Origin of the sequence: Streptomyces sp. NBC_00178, from assembly GCF_036206005.1 — a bacterium.
Taxonomy (GTDB): Bacteria; Actinomycetota; Actinomycetes; order Streptomycetales; family Streptomycetaceae; genus Streptomyces.
The window spans coordinates 309564-328800 of the sequence record NZ_CP108143.1; the positions used below are offsets into that span (position 1 = coordinate 309564).

General features: G+C 71.9%; 14 protein-coding genes. 11 read left to right on the forward strand and 3 right to left on the reverse strand.

Translation table 11 applies throughout. The features are described from left to right. Window positions 1–147 precede the first annotated feature (147 nt). The 4 genes from OHT61_RS01230 (at window position 148) to OHT61_RS01245 (ending at window position 7461) form a co-directional block, all read left to right on the forward strand. Window positions 148–3315 carry a discoidin domain-containing protein gene (locus OHT61_RS01230; RefSeq protein ID WP_329034203.1) on the forward strand — a complete coding sequence of 1056 codons (3168 nt, stop codon included), beginning with the start codon at window positions 148–150 and terminating at the stop codon, window positions 3313–3315. Between the two features lie 461 nt (window positions 3316–3776). Next, complete coding sequence (gene proP / locus OHT61_RS01235) at window positions 3777–5282, forward strand: glycine betaine/L-proline transporter ProP (RefSeq protein ID WP_329034205.1); 1506 nt, start codon at window positions 3777–3779, stop codon at window positions 5280–5282. Window positions 5283–5430: 148 nt separating this feature from the next. Beyond that, window positions 5431–6843, forward strand: a complete 1413-nt coding sequence (locus tag OHT61_RS01240; RefSeq protein WP_329034207.1) for a S8 family serine peptidase — start codon at window positions 5431–5433, stop codon at window positions 6841–6843. A 45-nt stretch (window positions 6844–6888) separates the two neighbouring features. Next, a complete protein-coding gene (locus OHT61_RS01245) occupies window positions 6889–7461 on the forward strand; it encodes a hypothetical protein (RefSeq protein ID WP_329034209.1) in 573 nt (190 codons plus the stop codon). Between the two features lie 166 nt (window positions 7462–7627). Here OHT61_RS01245 and OHT61_RS01250 read toward each other — a convergent pair whose 3' ends face one another. The 3 genes from OHT61_RS01250 to OHT61_RS01260 all read right to left on the reverse strand — a co-directional run bounded on the left by OHT61_RS01250 (window position 7628) and on the right by OHT61_RS01260 (window position 12148). Then, the gene (locus OHT61_RS01250) at window positions 7628–9580 is read right to left on the reverse strand and encodes a LamG-like jellyroll fold domain-containing protein (RefSeq protein WP_329034211.1); all 1953 of its coding nucleotides are present in this window, start codon (window positions 9578–9580) and stop codon (window positions 7628–7630) included. Between the two features lie 250 nt (window positions 9581–9830). Further along, a complete protein-coding gene (locus tag OHT61_RS01255) occupies window positions 9831–10535 on the reverse strand; it encodes a GPR1/FUN34/YaaH family transporter (protein WP_329034214.1) in 705 nt (234 codons plus the stop codon). Window positions 10536–10792: 257 nt separating this feature from the next. Beyond that, entirely contained in the window at window positions 10793–12148 is a 1356-nt protein-coding gene (locus OHT61_RS01260; RefSeq protein ID WP_329034216.1) for an MFS transporter, read from the reverse strand. Window positions 12149–12257: 109 nt separating this feature from the next. Here OHT61_RS01260 and OHT61_RS01265 point away from each other — a divergent pair, with 109 nt between their 5' ends. From OHT61_RS01265 to OHT61_RS01295, 7 genes are all read left to right on the forward strand, one after another. Beyond that, on the forward strand, window positions 12258–12743 hold the full coding sequence (locus OHT61_RS01265) for a MarR family winged helix-turn-helix transcriptional regulator (protein ID WP_329034218.1): 486 nt from the start codon (window positions 12258–12260) through the stop codon (window positions 12741–12743). A 62-nt stretch (window positions 12744–12805) separates the two neighbouring features. Further along, window positions 12806–13732: a hydroxymethylglutaryl-CoA lyase gene (locus tag OHT61_RS01270; RefSeq protein WP_329034220.1), complete on the forward strand. Its 927-nt coding sequence runs from the start codon at window positions 12806–12808 to the stop codon at window positions 13730–13732. A 25-nt stretch (window positions 13733–13757) separates the two neighbouring features. Next, a complete protein-coding gene (locus OHT61_RS01275) occupies window positions 13758–14528 on the forward strand; it encodes an enoyl-CoA hydratase/isomerase family protein (protein ID WP_329034222.1) in 771 nt (256 codons plus the stop codon). Beyond that, window positions 14525–15730, forward strand: a complete 1206-nt coding sequence (locus OHT61_RS01280) for a CaiB/BaiF CoA transferase family protein (protein WP_329034224.1) — start codon at window positions 14525–14527, stop codon at window positions 15728–15730. The genes OHT61_RS01275 and OHT61_RS01280 overlap by 4 nt, the downstream gene beginning before the upstream one ends. 1 nt (window position 15731) lies before the next feature. Beyond that, window positions 15732–16604 carry an enoyl-CoA hydratase/isomerase family protein gene (locus OHT61_RS01285; protein ID WP_329034226.1) on the forward strand — a complete coding sequence of 291 codons (873 nt, stop codon included), beginning with the start codon at window positions 15732–15734 and terminating at the stop codon, window positions 16602–16604. Beyond that, the gene (locus OHT61_RS01290; protein ID WP_329034228.1) at window positions 16601–18220 is read left to right on the forward strand and encodes an AMP-binding protein; all 1620 of its coding nucleotides are present in this window, start codon (window positions 16601–16603) and stop codon (window positions 18218–18220) included. Before OHT61_RS01285 ends, OHT61_RS01290 begins: the two co-directional genes overlap by 4 nt. After that, window positions 18217–19206, forward strand: a complete 990-nt coding sequence (locus OHT61_RS01295; protein ID WP_329034229.1) for an NAD(P)H-dependent flavin oxidoreductase — start codon at window positions 18217–18219, stop codon at window positions 19204–19206. The genes OHT61_RS01290 and OHT61_RS01295 overlap by 4 nt, the downstream gene beginning before the upstream one ends. Window positions 19207–19237 lie beyond the last annotated feature (31 nt).

The following is a 19237-nucleotide window of genomic DNA, read 5'->3' on the forward strand; positions in this document are numbered from 1 at the left end:
GCCGGCCTCCCGCCGCACGTCGGACGGCCGGGACCCGCGACCGCCTGCCGTCGCACATCGGACGGTCGGGACCCTTGACGGCCGTCCGCACGGGGTAAAAAATGAGCCACTACTTTGACAACGTTGTCAGCACTCTTCGGAGGACCCATGTCAAGCGACCCGGCTCACTACGACAGGCGTCGTTTCGTCCAACTCGCAGGACTGGCAGGCCTTCTGGCCGCGAGTCCCCTGTCCTTCTCCGCCGGGTCGGCAGCAGCCGCGGCGCCGGACGGCCCCGGTGGCCGGCCCGCCGGCGTCGCGGACCGTGACACCGTCGCGGCCACGTACTACAAGGTCCTGCTCACCCACACCCGCTGGGCGGAGACCCAGTGGGACGAGTCGCTCGGCCATTACACGGCCAAGGACTTCGGTTTCGCCGTCGTGCTCGGCCACGCGGTGCTCCTCACCCAGGGGACCTACGACGCCGAGCGCGCCGGCATCGGCAAGGACGTCCTTCTGAGCCGGACACTGGCCACCATCAAGCACTTCGCCGCGTCCAACCGCCTCACAGGCGGTACGGAGTGGGGCCGGAAACTGTTCTTCGACACCACCTTCCAGCTCTACTTCGTGCTCGCGGCCCGGCTGCTCTGGGACCGGCTGGACGCCGCCACCCGGCAGCACATCGAGACGATCACCGCCGAACAGGCGCAGTACACGACGGCGCTGGGTACCGCGGCCGACCCCGCGTCCGGAAGCTGGACGGCCAACGGCCTCAAGGGCGGCTACGTCGGGGACACGAAGCTGGAGGAGATGGGCGTCTACGCCCAGTCCCTGGCGCCCGGCCTCGCCTGGTCCTCCGCCGATCCGCGCCACGGCGACTGGGCGGCGGCCTTCGGCCGCTGGACCAGGAACGAAGCGGGCCTGCCCGCCGCCGACCTGGCCAACCCCGCTCTGGTCGACGGCGTGGCGGTGAACACGAACACCGCGACGAACCTCTACGACACGTTCATCGTCGAGAACCACGAGTCCTTCGGCCCGCACTACCAGGAGGAGCTGTGGCGCACCTCCGGCCGTAACGCGGCGCATTTCATCACCGCGGGACGGCCCATGCCACAGGTGCTGACGGCGCAGCCGAACGCGGGACCGCTGTGGCGGACCCTCCTGATGGTCATGAGTGACGCGGGTGAACCACTGATGCCCATGGTGGCCGACCGTGAGCACCTCTACGGCCGGGATGTGATTCCGCTGGCCTTCCTCGCCCAGGTGACGGGCGACCGGTCCGCCGCGTGGGCCGAGGCCGCCATGGCCGAACGGCTGGTCCCCTACCAGGGCTACGCACCGGTCAACCGGCTGGCCAAGTTCTCGGGTGAGGCGAAGTACGAGCCCGAGGCCCGGGCCGAGATCGCCATCAGCTATCTGCTGCACCGGTGGAGGGCGGCGCACGGCGGAACCGTACGCCCGCTGTCCGACGCGGAGTTCTTCGAGAAGGCGGCAGGGGTACAGGACTTCGGTCCCGGCCCCGGGATCGTGGTCCAGCAGTCCCCCGCGGCGTGGGCGGCGTCGGTGAGCAAGCCCGGCTTCGTCAAGTTCGCCTGGCAGCCCGCCCACGACGACTGGCTGTTCGCGCTGAGCGGCAACAGCCCGGTGTTCCTGCCCTCCACCGGTGCGAAGGTGCTGCACCGCTCGGTCACCACGTACACGAACGTGCGCGACGGCCTCGACGCCACCGCCACGCTGCTCCGGCTCGACACGGGATTCGCGGGGTTCACCACACTGCCCTCCGGGGCGGTCGTCTATGCCACCAGCGGGACCGCCGCCGGTGAGGGGCGCCTGCGGGTGCACAACCTCACCATGCCGGGACTCGCCGGTCTGGACGGCAGGCGCAGGTACACCGCGGCCGACGGCTCGGCCGAGGTGGGCTCCGCGGACAGCGGGGCGACCGGGGTCGTACCCGGGCCGCGCGTCGACACACTGGCGCTCCCCGGGAGTTCCTGCCGCCACGTGCGCATGCAGGGCGTCTCCGGTCACCCGCAGTACGGGTACTCGCTCTACAGCTTCGGCGTCACGAACGGCGAAGGCGGCCCCGACCTCGCCCGCGGCCGCACCGCCACCGCGTCGTCCGCGGCGACGGGTTACGGGGCGGAGCGCGTGGTCGACGGTGACGCGGCGACCCGCTGGGCCGTGGCCGTCGGCGAACGGAGCCGCCAGGACAGCTGGCTGAGCGTGGACCTCGGCGGCGTCACGGTGTTCGACCGGCTCACCCTGGCATGGGAGTCCGCGGCCGCCACCGCCTACCGGGTGCAGGGGTCCGACGACGGGCAGACCTGGACGGACCTCGCCCGGTTCCCCGAAGCGGACCTCACGAGCCGTGGTGGCTGGCTCTCGGTGGACGGCCGGGCCGGACTGGTCGTGCGAGGCGGCGAGAACCCCCTGGCCGTCTACGGCGACGTCGTCATCCTGTCCGACGGTCCCGCCGAGGCCGTGACCGTGGAGGGCCACCCCTCCGGGGATCCCGCCGAGGTGAAGGCCGCGGCGTCCCGGAAGGCTCCCCTGGCCCAGAACCCCGTCGTGCACGCCAGCACCGCCGGCGGCCACCTGAGTCTGTTCAACCTCTCTCCTGAGCCGGTGGCCACCGTGGTCTCGGTGCCCGGACAGGACGACGGCCTGCGCCTGTACGCCGGCTCCCAGACGGTGACGGCCGCGGGGACCGACTTCACCGCCGAACTCGCCGCGGCGACGGCCGAGGTGGCCGCCGCGCGGTTCACCCTGCGTTCGGCGACGAGGAGGGCGGTCCCGGCGGGCGTCCGCGCGGAGGTCGTCGACGCCGCGACGGTGCGGCTGACCGGACCGGACTGCGACCTGGTCGTGATCGCCGAGGACGGCCGGCGGGCCCGGGTCAGGCTGCGCCGGGGCAGGACCGGTGAGGTGTCCGTGCGGGGCACGACCGCCTACCCGCTCGCCGACGCCGCCCTCGGCTGCGTGACGTTCCCCACCGGGCCTCTCCCCGACGGCATGTCCGATCCGGCCGCCGCGGTGGACGGGGATGCCCGGACCTCGTGGACGCCCGGCTCGGACGAAGCCCGGCTGGTCGTCGATCTCGGTTCCTCCCGGCCCATCGGGCGGATTCTGACGGAGTGGACCCCGGGGCGCGTTCCGGGCGCGACGATCGAGTTCAGCGACGACGGTGTCACCTACGGGCAGAGGGAGGCCCTCCGGGGACTCACCGCCGTGCGAGGTCTGACGACCGAGGCCACCGCCCGCTACGTGGCGCTCGACGTGTCGGGGTGGCGCAGGGGTCACGCACGGCTGCGGTCGCTGTCGGTGGTGCCCGGGTAGGCGGGCCTCGGTCCGTCACGACGTGACGCCCCGTCGAGGACCCGCGTCCCACGGGTGTGCCGCCCCGCCGGGAGCCTCGGCTCCCGGCGGGGCGGCTTCACGTGCGCCACCCGGCGAGAAGGAGCACGCGACCACCGCACGGCACGACGGTCGAGGGCCCGGAACAGCGGCTCGCCGGCTCCTGCTTCCCGTCCCGTGGCCGCCGCCCCCGGCGGTGACCCTCGTACGCGATCACCCGTCCGGCCTCGTCCGTACGGGTCCCCTGACTCACTCCTGCGGCACAGTCACGCGACGTTCGCGGGGACGGGCGGACAAGGTGGGCCCCTACGGAGGACCAGAGGCGGAGCCGCGCGGTGCGGCGACATGTGCGGGCTACAGCAGAGGGCGGAACAGTCATGCCGGGACCGAGACGACAGCCGGGTGCACCCCGCCGCCGAGGTGACCGCGGGGCGACGGACCGGATGCTGCGGACGCTCCTGCGGCGCCGCAAGAAGGCACTGGCCGCCGAGGACGTGACGGTCACCGACCCCCCGAAGGTACGCCGCGCAGTGACGGCGGCGGCACTCGGCAACATGATGGAGTGGTTCGACTTCGGTGTGTACGCCTACCTGGCGGGCACCCTCGGAAAGGTCTTCTTCCCGTCGAGTTCGCCCGGCGCGCAGGTGGTGTCCACCTTCGCCACCTTCGCCGCCGCCTTCCTCGTACGTCCGCTCGGCGGCCTGGTGTTCGGCCCGTTGGGCGACCGTGTGGGGCGTCAGAAGGTACTCGCCATCACCATGATCATGATGGCGGCGAGCACCTTCGCCGTCGGCTTCCTCCCCTCGTACGCGACGATCGGGTTCGCGGCACCCTTGCTGCTGCTGGTGTGCCGTCTGGTCCAGGGCTTCTCCACCGGAGGTGAGTACGCGGGCGCCACGACGTACATCGCGGAGTACGCGCCGGACAAGCGCCGTGGGTTCCTCGGCAGTTGGCTGGACTTCGGGACCTTCGTCGGCTACTCGCTGGGCTCGGGGCTGGTGACCGTGCTGACCGCGGTCCTCGGTGCGGACGGGATGACGGACTGGGGGTGGCGCATCCCCTTCTTCGTCGCCGGGCCGCTCGGCCTGATCGGCCTGTACATGCGGCTGAAGCTGGAGGAGACACCCGTCTTCCAGCGCGAGGAGGAGGCACAGGCCGAGGCCCTGGCCGAGGGCGACCCCGTCGAGCAGGCGCGTCAGTCGGGCAAGGGCCGGCTCAAGGAGATCTTCACCGGCCACTGGCAGGCGGTGCTGATCTGCATGGGCCTGGTCCTGGTCTACAACGTCACCAACTACATGGTGACTTCCTACCTGCCGACGTACATGTCGGAGACCCTCGGCGAGCCCGACACGACGTCCCAGCTGCTGGTCCTGGGCACGATGCTGCTCGTGGTCCTGACGATCACGACGGTCGGCAGGTCCTCGGACCGCTGGGGCAGGCGCCCCGTCTTCCTGGCGGGAAGCGTGGCGCTCGTCGTCTTCGCTATCCCGGCGTTCCTTCTCATCCAGGAGGGCGGCATCCTGCTGCCGGCGATCGGCTGCTGCGTCCTCGGACTGCTGCTGGTCTGTTTCGCGGGCGCCTCGGCCTCGACGCTCCCGGCCCTCTTCCCGACCCGCATCCGCTACGGAGCCCTGTCGATCGCCTTCAACATCTCGGTGTCCGTGTTCGGCGGTACCACGCCGCTGTTCGCCTCCGCCCTCGTGGAGGCGACCGGCGACGACATGGTACCGGCGTACTACCTGATGGTCGCGGGAGTCGTCGGGCTCGTCGCCACGTTCTTCCTGCACGAGACCGCGGGCAAGCCGCTGCGCGGCTCCGGGCCGATGGTGGAGACCGCGGAACAGGCGCGCGTCCTCGTCGCCCGGAGCAGGACACGTGCGGGCAGACAGGCACGTGACGTGTGGATCCGGATGCGCCATCCGTGGGGCGGGGACGACGGCGGGAAGTGACCGCACACGCCGGTCCCGGAACACCATGACGGCGGTGTGATCACAAACACACAACTCGAAGGGGGCGAAGCCCCGTTGCAAGGGTGTCAGGGGTTCTCCATGCCGAAACGGCGACGAACCCCGAACCCACCGGACGAAGTGAGGGCGCGTGAGGCGACGAATACGGACATGGGCAGGACCGGGTACGGGGACACGCCGGTGGGCGTTCACCGCGGCGGCGGTCACCGGGCTGGTGTGCTCGGCGCTCACGGTGAACACCGCGCCGTCCTCGGCGGCGTCCACCGCGGACGCGGCCGTCATTCCCCCACTGCCCGTCACACGGCTCACCGGGGAGGCGAATTCGGGTGAGGGCGTCGCCCGGCTTCACCAGCAGGTGAAGGAGGGGACGCTGCTCGAACACCACGGCTCGCGCCCGGTGTGCCCCACGTGTCACGCCCAGGTCGTCACCGAGGGCGTCAAGGGTGACACCCCCCTGCGGTCCGCGGCTCCCGCGGGCTACGGTCCGGCCGAACTGCAGGCGGCCTACGGGCTGCCCGCGGCCTCGCGCGGCACCGGGACCATCGCCATCATCGACGCGGGTGTCTATCCGACGCTGGAGAAGGACCTCGCGGTCTACCGCAGGACGTTCGGCCTGCCGGCGTGCACCGTCGCCTCCGGCTGCCTGTCCCTGCTGAACTACGACGGCGGCAAGCAGCCCGCCCCGCAGACCGGTTCGCAGGGCCGGCTCATGGAGGAGGGAGCCGCCCTCGAGACGGCGCTCGACCTCGACATGGCCTCCGCCGCCTGCCCCTCCTGCCGGCTCCTCGAGATCTCCGTGCCCTGGCAGGACGCCCAGGACGACAACGACGTGTCGACGGGCGACTTCGCCCAGGCGGTCGACACGGCGGTGGCAGCGGGCGCGTCGGCGGTCAGCATCAGCTACGGCTTCCGTGCGGATGTCCAGAACACGCACGGCTTCCGCCGTACCGCACTCGACCACAAGGGCGTGGCCATCACCGCCTCGACCGGCGACGGAGGCTTCAACGGCGGCGTGCACCAGCTCTGGCCGTCCGCCCTGCCGTCGGTGATCAGCGTGGGTGGCGTCTCCCTTCCTGCCGCCGGTGAGGAGCCGGCGGCCTGGTACGCCGCGGGCAGCGGGTGCGAGCAGGCCTTCGGCGCGGCCAAGGGCCAGCCGTCCGCGGTCACCGCGGCCTGCGGAGGCCACCGGGCGGCCTCCGACATCTCCGCGGACGCGGATCCCGCCACCGGTGTCGCCGTGTACGACACCTACGCGCCCCTGAGCGAGGAGCCCAACAACTGGGTGGTGGCGGGCGGGACCAGCGCGTCGGCGCCCTACGTGGCCGGCCTGTTCACCCGCGCCGGCCGCCTCTCGGCCGTCGACGGGCCCTCGGGCCTCTACCGGGCGCCGAAGACCGCCTTCACGGACGTCACGAGCGGCAACACCGAGGTCTACCACCAGTGCGCCTCGTACCCCGCGATCAGCCCCGCCCTGTGCAACGCGGGACCCGGCTGGGACGGACCGACCGGTCTGGGTGTTCCGCACGGGCTCGGCGCGTTCTGACCGCACGCGCCTGTCCGCATTTCCTACTGTTCGTGGAGGTACCCCATGCGTATCAACTCCCGTGCCGCCGCGGTCGCGGCGGCCGTCGCCGCCCTGCTGCTGAGCGGTACAGCGGTGGCGAGCGCCACCATCGGTGACCGTGCGACGGCGGGCGGGCCCGCCGCGACCCGGACGTCCGCCGAGCAGGCGAAACCCCGTCCGTGCACCATCGACGACGTCTCGTTCCACTTCGGCGGCTACACGGCCGGGCTCAGCAAGCGCAGATTCGACCTGACCCTCCTCGCCCACGACGGCGTGGTCTGCACACTCACCGACACCCCGCTGATCACCCTCAGGAAGGCCGGCGACGGCACACCGGCTCCGGTCACGGTCAACGGCCGGGGCGGCACCCTCGTGCTCAGGCCCGACTCGCCGCTGCACACCACGGCGATCTACAACATCGCGGACTCCCCCGAACACGCCCTCAAGATAAACGCGTTGAAGCTGTCCATGCCCGACGGCAGCAGCCGGAGTACGTACTTCTACGCACCGGGCGACACCGACGTCTATCAGGCGGGCGTGTCGTTCACGTCCTGGACCACCGGCCTCGGACTGGGGCAGGGCGAGGAGGCGTTCTGACGCCTTCCTGATCCGGCCCCGCAGCGGCAGCGACCGCTGCGGGGCCGGGTCGGGCCGGTGGACGACGGATGGGCCGGTCCTCCTGGACCGGCCCATCCGTCTCCGCGCACGAGGGTGTCTCCCCCGTCGCCCGGCCCGGCGGCACAGCCGGAGCCGGGTGACGAGGCTACTCGGCGGTCAGGAACTCACGGTGGGACAGCGGCCGGTCGACGATGCGGATGTCGCCGACGTTGCCGTGGAAGACGACGTCGACCGCGCCCGCGTACTCGTGGCCGCCCACGAGCCAGGGCAGTCCGAGCGAGGTCAGGCCCGCGGACACCCGGCTCGGGTTGTCGAGCACCGGAGCGCCGTCGACGTACAGCTTGGTGTGGCGGCCGTCGTTGACGACTGCCAGGTGGAACCACTTGAGTTCCGGCATGCCGTGGCCCCAGTTGGTCGTGGGGTAGGTGGTGTTCGTCGGGTAGTGGTTGAACTGCGCCTCGCGGCCGTTGTTCGTGATGGCGAGCTGGGCCAGCGGCTCCTTCGGGTCCGTGTTCTTGCCGTGCTTGCCCGCGTCCCCCGCGGCGCCGCGGCGGCTGAGGATGGAGGCGTTGCCGTTCCTGCCCCCGTCCCAGTCCAGCGGCATCATGACGAAGGTCTCGATCGTGTACCCGCCCTTGAACGTCTCGGTGTTCAGAGGTGCCTTCGCCCCGGTGGTCAGATACGAGCCGTTGACCGGGTTCCTGCCGCCGGCGAACTTCAGGCTGGCGTGGCCGGGCTGGTCGGGGTGGTGTCCGGCGGACCAGGACAGCGCGCCGTCAGCCGTGCCCGGCACGGTCACCACGGTCAGGTCGTTGCCCTTGCCCGACAGGTCACGGATCTTCTGGCCCGCGCCGAGCGAGGCGCCGGGGGCGCCCTGTCCGTCGAAGCGCCAGTACGCCACTGTGCCCTTCACCAGCTGGCGGTGGGCCGGGCGGGACGGGCGGACCGGGATCGGGATGAAGCCGGAGAACCGCTGCTCGAAGTCGATCGGGACCGAGAAGTTGTCGACGGGACCGGTGATCCGGGCGTGCCCCGCGGCCTGGTCGTTGCGGGTGTCGGGGTCCTGGGCCATGATCCAGGGGTTGATCGTCTCGACGTCGATCGTGTCCCGGGCCAGGTCGAAGTGGTACAGCCGGATCATGCCGCCGCCACCGAAGTAGCGGTTCTGGTAGTTCGTGATGTGCATGTCGACGTCGTTGCCGGCGCTGTTCTTCTTGGTCGTGCGCCCGGGCGGCCAGTAGTGACCGTTGAGGGTCAGGAAGATCTGGTCGTTGTCGTTGATCAGCTTGTCCCAGACGGTCTGCCCGTAGCCGGAGAGTACGGCGTTGTTCTCGGGGTCGCCGGACTCGTAAGGGAAAACGTTGTCATCGTACGGCGAGGCGACGATGTCGTGCGAGGTGAGGATCACCGGCATCTTGGGGTGCGCCTTGATGACGTCGTTCGCCCAGGCGAAACCCTGGTCGGTGGTCCGCCAGTCCAGGGCGAGGAGGAGCCAGGAGCGGCCGGCCGCCTCGAAGACGTGGGCGGTGTTGTAGCCGGTCCGGTCCGCGCCGGCGAACGTCTTCGCCCGCTTGAAGCGCTGCGGGCCCATGGTGCGCAGGTAGGGCGTGTCGCCGCGGCTGTCGTCGCCGGTCACGTCGTGGTTCCCGGCCAGCACGCTGTATGCGGCGCCGTGCTTGTCCATCACCCCGAACGCCTTGTCGACCTGCTCGAACGACGAGGGGTCGGCGTCCTGCGTGAGGTCACCGAGATGCGCCATGAAGACGATGTTGGCCTCGGGGTTGCCGCTGTTCTCGATGATGTAGCGGAAGGACTCCTCCTGCGGGGTCCTGTTGACGCTGTCCTGGCTTCCCCAGTAGAGGAACTGGGTGTCCGGCATGACGGCGAGGGTGAACTGCAGGGAGGTGGGGTCCGGACTCCAGGTGCCGGTCCCGCCGTGTCTCGGAGCGTCCGCGGCCGAGGCGGGCGCCGCGGAGAGCGCGGTCACGCCGACGCTCGCGGCGGCCGCGCCCGCTCCGGCCAGAGCCGCGTTGCGCAGGAAGACCCGCCTGTCGTGTCCGCTCGGCTCGTGTGACTCGGTGTCACCGGTGTGGGGCATGTGAGGTCCTTCTCGGGTCGATGGTTCACGAAGCAATGACGTGGGTCAAAAGCTCCTCGACCTGGGCATACGCGAGATGACCACCGGAGGTCAGGCGTCTGTATACGACGAGAAGTGCCTATCGGGTCCCATGGCCGCAAAACAGCCGGTAGGTGCGGAAGGCGCGGCCGGAGCGGGTCGCGCTCCGTCACGGCCGCCGGGCAGACGGGCGGCGGCCGTGATCCTGGAGTCGCCGCGGGAAGCGACCTCCTCACAACTGGTGGCGGACTCCGGCTTCCTGCTGCGCGGGGGTGAGCTGTTCACGCAGGTCGCCCTCGATGGACCTGCGGGCGGCCCCGCGCCGGAAGAGCGGCAGTACGGTGCGCTGCTTGCCGTCCTCCACGAGGAGCGCCAGTCCGCCGTACAGCGCGTAGACGCCGATGACGACGCCGGTCCAGCCCGCCGCGGCCTGGAGCGCGTTGCCCGCGCCCGCCTCGTAGAGACCGGTCAGGCCGAAGCGCAGCGCGGTGAGGGTGAGCAGCACGGCGAACAGCGGCTTGGACTGCACGGCCGCACCCGCGAGCGCGAGGACGAAGGGGACGAGCGCCAGGAGGAAGACGGCCTGTGCCACGACGGGCCGGCCGGGCGGGGAGTCGAGTGAGGTCACGCTCGTGCCGGCCCAGGCGGCGGCGAGCAGGAGCAGCGCCGTGCCGGCACCCGCGTCGCGGGCGACGAGCGCGAAGAGTCCGGCGACGAACTGCAGGGGGACGACGAAGATGAGGACCAGGAGCAGCAGCATCTCGCTCTGCGCGGTCGGCACCCACCCGAGCTGGAGCGAGGAGAGCACCACGCTGCCGATGCCGAGGGCGAAGAAGCCCAGCGGCAGAGGGCTGGCGACGGGCCGCAGCACGATACGGGTGACCGCGTCGGTGGTCAGGGGTTCGGACGGGCCGGATGTCTCAGGGGTCTGGGGCATCGTTGAAGGGTACGGGCCGGGACTCCGGCGCATCGCGCCGCTCACGCGCTCCCGCCCGTCCGCGACCGGTGCCGCGCCGCCGGTTAAGGGCCCTTCGGTCCGCCGCGGGGGAACGACGTTCTCCCCGCGGCTCCGGTTCGGGGCGGCGGGGAGAACTCCGGCGCGGCGTCGCGCGGTCGCGCGGTGGCGCGGTGGCGCGGTGGCGCGGTCGCGCCGGGAATCGCGGGCGTGCCGTCCCCCGGTGCCGGCCCGCGGCCTCAGGAGGGGCGCTCCTCCCGCAGGTCCTTCGCCTTGACCCCGACGAGCAGGAGGACGACGGCGAGCATCACGATTCCCGCGCTGATCTGCAGGCCGAGCGACAGGCTTCCCGTGCTGCTCTGGATGAACCCGAGCAGGGAGGGTGACGCGGCGGCGGCGAAGGAGCCCATGGAGGTGACCAGGGCGATTCCGGTGGCCGCCGCGCGTTCACCGAGGTAGATGGACGGGATGGAGTAGAAGACGGTGAGGCCGGAGTAGTGGGCTGCGGCCATGACGGCGAGGAGGGCGACGACCAGCGCGACGTCGTCCCCCGACAGCGAGATCGCGACCATGGCCAGGGCCGCCACGGTCCAGCTGACGGCCGCGTGCCAGCGGCGTTCCAGGGTGCGGTCGGAGTGCCGTCCCACGATCAGCATGACGACGATGCCGAGCAGCGGCGGAAGCGCCGAGAACAGGCCCAGGTCCAGGACGTCACCCACGCCGGCGTCGGCGATGATCCGCGGCGTCCAGAACGACACCGCGTTGGCGAGGGTGTAGGCGCCGCAGGCGCAGAGCCCGATGGTCCACACCTTCGGGTCCCTGAGCGCGAGGAGAAGTCCGCCGTGCCCCTTCCCGGTCGCCCTCCCGGCCTTGCGCCGCTGGTCCGCGTCGAGGTCCGCGCGGACGGCGGCCCGTTGGGCGGGGCTCAGCCAGCGGGCCTGCTCCGGTTCGTCGACGAGCCACAGCAACACCGCGCCGGCGAGGAGGATCGGGGGAATCCCCTCGATGATGAACAGCCACTGCCAGTCGGCGAGCCCCGTACTGCCGTCGAAGGCCTTCATGATGCTGCCGGACATGAGCGAGCCCAGCACGCCGGAGACGGGTACGCCCGCGAAGAACACGGCGGTCATCCGGGTGCGCCGCGCGGAGGGGAACCAGCGCGACAGGAAGTAGAGGGCGCCGGGGAAGAAGCCGGCCTCGGCCACTCCGAGGAGGAACCTCGCGAGGTAGAAGGTCACCTCGCTGTGGACCAGTGACGTGCCCAGGGTGACGACGCCCCAGGACACCATGATGCGGACCATCGTCCTGCGTGCGCCGAGCCGGGCCAGCAGGGCGCTGCTCGGCACTTCGAAGAGGATGAAGCCGACGAAGAACAGGGTGACGCCGAGACCGTAGACGGCCGAGCCGAAGCCGAGGTCCCTCTCGAGACCCTGCTGGGCTATCCCGATGTTGGTGCGGTCGATGAAGCTGACGACGTAGCAGGTGACCAGGAGCGGCATGACGCGCCAGGCGATGGTGCGGTAGGTCGCCGCGCGGTCGACTTCGGGGGTGTCGACAGCGTCCTGCGGTGCGATGGAGGTCGAGGGGTCGGCCACGACGTACGACTCCTTTGTCGAGGTATGTCGCCGAGAGCGGCGGGCATGGCGAGTTTCCGATGCTCAAGTTGATAAAGTCAACACCTCCGACGGAGATACCATGCGGCCCATGGTGAAACGTGATGACGGCCGGGACCTGGCACCGATCTCCGAACTGCTGTCCTACCGACTCTCGCGGACATCGTCGGCCCTGTCGCGCAGCGCGGCACTCAGGTACCGCCGCGAGTTCGACGTGAGCCTCGGTGAATGGCGCACCATCGCCCTCATCGCGGCCGACCCCACCCTGACGCTCAACCGGCTCGCCCGCCGGGCCGGTCTGGACAAGGCACAGATGAGCCGGGTCGTACGCGGCCTGGTCGAACGCGGCCTGGTCCGCCGCACCGAGGGCGCCGGCCGCAGCCGTCAACTCGCCCTGACCGACACCGGGGTCGAGGCGTACCGGGGCCTCATCGCGGCTGCCAACGAACGGGACGCGACCTTCACGGCGCTGCTCTCCGACGAGGAGGCCGAGGTCCTGGGGCGGGCCCTGGAGAAGCTCGCGGACCTGGCGCTGGCCCTCGAGAAGCGGGAGCGGGATCACCTCGACGAGGGGTGACTGTTGACATTATCAACACGTGGGGCGTACAAGTTGTCGAGTCATCCTGAGGAGGTGGCTCGATGACCGACATGGTCACCATCTGCGAGTGTTTCGCCCGGGACGGGCTTCAGCACGAACCCACGTTCGTGCCGACCGCGGACAAGATCGCCCTGCTGGACAGCTTCGCCGACGCCGGCTTCCGCCGCATCGAGGCGACCAGTTACAGCCATCCGAAGTGGGTGCCCGCCTTCGCGGACGCCCGTGAGGTCCTGGAGGGCGTGAGCCGACGCCCCGGCGTGGCGTTCAAGGCGACGTGCCCGAACCCGCGCGCCGTCGAGCGGGCGCTGGCCGATCTCGACCGCGGCGCGGGCGCCGAGGAACTGAGCCTGCTGGTCTCGGCCAGCGAGAGCCATACGCGCAAGAACCTGCGCAGCACACGCGCGCAGCAGTGGGAGCGCGTCGAGGAGATGACCGCCCTCGCGGGCGGGCGCTTCCGGCTCGTGGGCGTCGTGTCCGTCGCGTTCGGCTGTCCTTTCGAGGGGCGGGTGGATCCTGGGCGCGTGGCCGAGGACGTCGCCCGTTTCGTCGAACTCGGAGCGGACGCCGTGACCCTCGGGGACACGACGGGCGTCGCCACGCCCAGGTCGGTCGCCTCGCTCTTCGACCGCCTGGACCGCGCCCACCCCGGGTTCGCGCTCATCGCCCACTTCCACAACACACGCGGGACGGCCGTCGCCAACGCGGTCGCCGCCCTGGAGGCAGGGTGCCGGCACTTCGACAGCGCCCTGGGAGGAGTCGGCGGCCATCCGTCGAAGATCGGCTATGGAGCCGGACTCACGGGGAACGTGTGCACGGAGGACCTGGTGTCCCTGTTCGAGAGCATGGGCGTGGACACCGGTATCGACCCGGACGCACTCGCGACCGCGTCCCGGGCCTGCGAGGCGGCGTTGGGCCGCCCCCTGCACAGCATGGTGGCCCGTGCCGGATTCCGTCCCGCAGCCGCCTGACCCCGCCCACCGAGGAGAACCTTCTGTGACCGTCACGACCAGCGGGCAGCAGGCCGACGCGGCTGCGACCGCCTCCGGCACACTGCTCGCCGAGGACCGCGGAGCCGTCCGCGTCCTCACCCTCAACCGCCCCGACAAGCTCAACGCCCTGGACACCGCGCTCACCCGCGCCCTGAGCGCCGCGCTCACCGCGGCGGAGGACGACGAGCGGGTCCGCGCGGTCGTCCTCACCGGCGCGGGCCGCGCCTTCTGCGCGGGCGCCGACCTGTCGGAGTTCTCCACCCTCACACCGGACCGGCCGGAAGCCGTCCTGGAGCGGGCGGAACTGACCGCACGCCTGCAGACGCAGATGCAGCGGATGGGCACGCCGGTCGTCGCCGCCGTGCGTGGTGCGGCCGTGGGCGGCGGGGCCGGACTGGCGATCGGCGCCGACATGACGGTCGTGGCGACGGATCTGAAGTTCGGCTATCCCGAGCTGCGGCACTCCATCGTCCCGGCCCTCGTCATGACGGGCCTCCAGCGGCACCTGAACCGCAAGCTGGCCTTCGAACTGATCAGCACGGGCAGGCTGCTGACCGCCGCCGAGGCCCTGGAGCACGGGCTTGCCAACCGCGTCGTGGAACCGGACCTGGTGGTCGAATCCGCCCTGGAGACGGCGCAGCGGTGGGCGGCGGTCGAACCGCGCGCGCTCCGGGCGGCGAAGGACCTGTTCTACCGTGTCGCGGACCTGCCCACCGAGGCCGCGATGCGGGCGGGCCAGGACGTCAACGCACTGATGCGGGGGTTCCGCAAGTGACGGACAGCACCGCGTCGGGGCCTCTCGACGGCATCACCGTCCTCGACTTCTCCCGGGTGCTCGCCGCCCCGATGGCCACCCAGATCCTCGCCGAGCAGGGAGCCACCGTCATCAAGGTCGAACGACCGGGCGGCGGCGACGAGACGCGGGGTTTCGAGCCCCGTCTCCCCCACGGTGAGAGCGCCTACTTCTTCGCCTTCAACCGCGGGAAGCACTCGGTCACCCTGGACCTCAAGGACCCCCGCGGCAGGGACGTCGCCCGCCGGCTCGCCGCCAGGGCCGACATCGTCGTGGAGAACTTCCTCCCCGGCGCCATGGACCGTCTGGGTCTGGGCTACGACGATCTCAGCACCGGGAACCCGGGGCTCGTGTACATCTCGGCCACCGGTTTCGGGCAGAGCGGACCCGACCGCCTGCGCAAGGGCTACGACACCGTCTTCCAGGCCCTCTCCGGTGTGATGGACATGACCGGCGAACCCGAAGGGCCGCCCAGCAAGACCGGCATACCGGTGGCGGACATGACGTCCGGCCTCTGGATCGCGATAGCCGCCCTCACCGGGCTGGCCGGTCGCGGTGTCACCGGTCGCGGACGACACTTCGACGTCTCCATGATGGATGTCCAGCTCAGTCTGCACGCCCTCAACGCGGCCCGGCTGTTCGCGCTGGACGAGGACCCGGTGCGCACGGGCACCCAGCACCCGGGGCGTGTCCCGTCCGCCGCGTTCCGGGCGGCGGACGGCGGCTGGCTGCACATCAGCGGGAGCGACCAGCACTGGGCGCCCCTGTGCTCCGTACTCGGCCTCGCCGAACTCGGCGCCGATCCGGCGCTGCGGTCCAACGCGGGGCGGGTGGCCCAGCGGGACCGGGTCATGACCGCCCTGCGCGCGGCGGTCGGCGGCCGGGACCGCGAGCGGCTCCTGAAGGAACTGCGGGCGGCGGACGTCCCGGCCGGTGAGGTCCGGGACGTCCGCGAGGCCCTGGCCGCCCCGCAGGCACGGGCGCGGGGCGTGGTCACCGACTTCGAGCACCCCACCGAGGGCACCTTCAAGGCCCTGCGCACACCGCTGCGCGAGACCGGCGGCGAACCCCTGCCCGCGGGGACACCGCCACTGCTCGGCGCCGACACCGAAGCCGTGCTCGCACGGTTCGCCGGCCTGGACGACCACGAGATCGACGGCCTGCGGGCCGCGGGGGTGATCTGAGATGACCACGACCGACGAACCGTCCCGTCCGACGACGCCCCGCGTGACGTACGCGGTCTCCGACGGCATCGCCCGGGTCGAGCTGGCCCGGCCCGAAGCCCGTAACGCGGTCGACCTCCGCATGTGCCGCGAACTGCGGTCCGCTTTCGAGGAACTCGACGCCGCGGACGACGTACGCGTGGTGCTCCTGTCCGCCCGCGGCCCCGCCTTCTGCGCCGGAGCCGACCTCAAGGAGCGGGCCGGCCGGGACGCCGCCTGGGTCCGCCGCCGACGGCTCGCCTCCTTCGCCGCCTACCAGGCCGTCCAGGAGTGCCGCCGACCCGTCGTCGCCCTCGTGCACGGCGCGGTCGTGGGATCCGGCGGTGAGATCACGCTGGCCGCGGACTTCGCCCTCGCCGCCGAGGGAACCACCTTCCGCTTCCCCGAACCGCACTGGGGCACGGTCGGCGCCACCCAGCGCCTGCAGCGGGCCGTCGGCAGGCGCCGCGCCAAGGAACTCCTCTTCACGGGGCGGTCCATGTCCGCCGCGGAGGCCCTGGACCTGGGCGTCGTCTCCCGTGTCGTGGAGGCCGGCCGGCTGGCGCAGGCCGGGGAGGACGTCGCCGCGGCCATCGCCGGCGCGCCCCCGCTGGCCATGGCCCTGACCAAGCGGGCCATCGACCTCGGCGGCGAGACGGACCTCGACCGAGGCATCCGGATCGAGATGTCCGCCATCGAGCAGTGCCTCTCCGACGGCGGCTGGCGCGACGGCGTGGACCGCTTCGCACGCCGCGGTTCCGGCGGCGCGGAAGCCGGCCCCTCCCTGATCGACGATTCGGCGCACGCCGCGTTCGTGACCGACGCCCCCACGACGACCGACGAGGAGCACCGATGAACCTCAGGCAGGCCTGCCCCCTGACCGCCCATGAGGCGCTGGAGCGCGCGGCGCTGCTCGCCCCCGACGTGGAGGCGGTGGTCACGGCCGGGGAGCGTCTCACCTACGCCGAGCTCGCCGCCGAGGTCAGCCGGATCCGGTCCGCTCTGGCCGGCGCCGGCATCGGCCGGGGCGACCGCGTCGGTCTGTGCCTGGGGAACGGACCGCGCTGGGTGGCCCTGTTCGTCGCTCTGGGATCGGTCGGAGCGGTGACGGTTCCGGTCAACACCCGGTACACCGCCGACGAGGTGGAGCACACCCTCGTCCACGCCGGGGTCACCACCCTGTTCACCGCCGACCGGGTGCTGCGCGTCGACCTCCTCGACATCCTCCGTGACCTCGGCGTCGGCGCCGACGGCACCCCCACCGGGGCCCGCCTTCCCGGCCTTGGCCGGGTCGTCGTGTGCGGCGACGAGGTGCCCGGCTGGGCGACGTCCTGGCCGGATTTCCTGTCCGAGGGCACCGACGAGGTCCCCGCGACCGGCACCCCGGACGACATCCTGCTCGTCCAGTACACCTCCGGTACGACCTCCCGGCCCAAGGGCGTGCTCCTCACCCACCGGAGCATGTGCGCCGACGCGTTCTTCTCCGGCGCCCGTCTCGGCCTGCGCCCCGGGGACCGCTTCCACAGCGCCCGGCCCTTCTTCCACGTCGCCGGCAGCACCCTGTCCGTACTGGCTGCCATGCAGCACGCCACCACGCTGGTGACGATGCCGAAGTTCGAGCCGGCCGAGGCACTGCGGCTGATGGAGCAGGAGGGCTGCACCCACTTCTCCGGCAACGACACCATCGCCCTGATGCTGCTCAACCACCCCGACCGTGCGCGGCGCACACTCAGGCTCCGGGGTGCGTGGGTCGCGGCCTCCCCCACGGTGATCCGCAGGGTGATCGACGAGCTGGGAGCCGGCGAGTGCGTGGCGGGATACGGGCTGTCGGAGGCGTCCCCGAACGTCGCCCAGTCCTGCTGGTGGGAGGACGACGAGGTGAGGGCGTCCGGAGCGATGCTGGTGCAGCCCGGTGTCGAGGTCCGGATCCGCGCCGCGGACGACACCCGTGACTGCGCCCCCGGTGAGCCCGGTGCGATCCTGGTACGCGGATGGAACGTCATGCGGGGTTACCTCGACGCCCCCGAGGCGACGGCGGCCGTCGTCGACTCCGACGGCTGGCTGGACACCGGTGACGTCGGCGCACTGGACGTCACGGGGCGCCTGCACTTCGTGGGACGGACCAAGGACATCATCCGGGTGGGCGGTGAGAACGTCGCACCCGCCGATCTGGAGAACACGCTCCACCGCCACCCGGACGTCCGGCAGGCGGTCGTGGTGGGCGTTCCCGACGAGCGGCTGGTGGAGGTGCCCTTCGCGTTCGTGGTGCTCACCGGGCCGGGCACCACCGAGGACGAGCTGATCGCGTGGGCGCGTACCCGCATGGCGGGCTTCAAGGTTCCCCGTCACCTGCGCATCGTCGACGGCTTCGAGAGCATCGGCATGACCGCGAGTTCCAAGATCCAGCGCAACCGGCTGGCCGCGCACGCCCGCCATCTCCTCGCCGGGCAGGACCACGAGGTGTCCGCATGACCAGCATCCCCACTCCGGTCACCCGTCTCCTCGGCACCCGCCTGCCCGTGGTCCAGGCGGGCATGTCCTGGGCCTCGTCGAGCTCGGCCCTTCCCGTTGCCGTCAGCCGGGCCGGCGGGCTGGGGGTCGTCGCCGCGGGTCCCATGCGCCTGGACGACCTCGCCCGTGTGCTCGACGAGACGGCGGCGGGGACCGACCGGCCCTGGGGCGTGAACCTGCCGCTGTACCGGGCGGGGGCCGACGACGTCATCGACCTGCTCCTCGCGCGCCGTCCCCCGGTGCTGATCGCCTCGCAGGGCGGACCGCGCCGCTATCTGCGGCGGTTCCAGGACGTCGGCACGGTGTGCCTGCACGTCGTGGCGGGTGTCGAGCACGCCCGCAAGGCCGCCGACGCGGGGGTGGACGGCCTGGTCGTCGTCGGTGCGGAGGCCGGAGGCCATCCGCCGCCCGGGATGGTGACCACCCAGGTGCTCGTCCGGGCGGTCGTCTCGGCCGTGCCGGACCTTCCCGTGATCGCCTCGGGAGGTGTGGCGGACGGCGCGGGGCTGGCCGCGATGCTCGCCCTGGGAGCGGGGGCCGCCCAGTTCGGGACTCGGTTCCTCGCCACGGATGAGGCCACCGTGCACGCGGACTACAAGGCGGCGGTCCTCGCGGCGGGTGTGGAGGACACCCGTACCGTCGGCCGCGGCCTGGGCCTCGTACGCGCCCTGGACAACGACTTCACCGCGCGCATGCAGCGGCTTGAGGAGTCCGGCGCCGAACTGGACGTGCGGCGGGAGGCGTTCGTGGCCGCCAGCCTCAAGGACGCCGCGCTGCACGGCCTGATCGGCGAAGGGAAGGTCGAGGCGGGCCAGTCCGCAGGGCTCGTCGACGCGGTCCTCCCCGCGGCGGAGGTGGTCGAGCGCATCGTCGCCGAGTACCGGACCGCGCTCGGCCGTCTGCCGCTGCCCCAGGTCACCGGGGCGCGGCACGTCGTGGCCGGCTGACAGCCGGGCAGGGACCACGGGGCCCGGCCGG

Bases quoted from the DNA above. Each gene is read 5' to 3' on its own strand.
- proP (WP_329034205.1), top strand. From the start codon at position 3,777: ATGCTGCGGACGCTCCTGCGGCGCCGCAAGAAGGCACTGGCCGCCGAG.
- OHT61_RS01255 (WP_329034214.1), bottom strand. From the start codon at position 10,535: ATGCCCCAGACCCCTGAGACATCCGGCCCGTCCGAACCCCTGACCACC.
- OHT61_RS01295 (WP_329034229.1), top strand. From the start codon at position 18,217: ATGACCAGCATCCCCACTCCGGTCACCCGTCTCCTCGGCACCCGCCTG.
- OHT61_RS01250 (WP_329034211.1), bottom strand. From the start codon at position 9,580: ATGCCCCACACCGGTGACACCGAGTCACACGAGCCGAGCGGACACGAC.
- OHT61_RS01265 (WP_329034218.1), top strand. From the start codon at position 12,258: ATGGTGAAACGTGATGACGGCCGGGACCTGGCACCGATCTCCGAACTG.
- OHT61_RS01290 (WP_329034228.1), top strand. From the start codon at position 16,601: ATGAACCTCAGGCAGGCCTGCCCCCTGACCGCCCATGAGGCGCTGGAG.
- OHT61_RS01245 (WP_329034209.1), top strand. From the start codon at position 6,889: ATGCGTATCAACTCCCGTGCCGCCGCGGTCGCGGCGGCCGTCGCCGCC.
- OHT61_RS01230 (WP_329034203.1), top strand. From the start codon at position 148: ATGTCAAGCGACCCGGCTCACTACGACAGGCGTCGTTTCGTCCAACTC.
- OHT61_RS01285 (WP_329034226.1), top strand. From the start codon at position 15,732: ATGACCACGACCGACGAACCGTCCCGTCCGACGACGCCCCGCGTGACG.
- OHT61_RS01270 (WP_329034220.1), top strand. From the start codon at position 12,806: ATGACCGACATGGTCACCATCTGCGAGTGTTTCGCCCGGGACGGGCTT.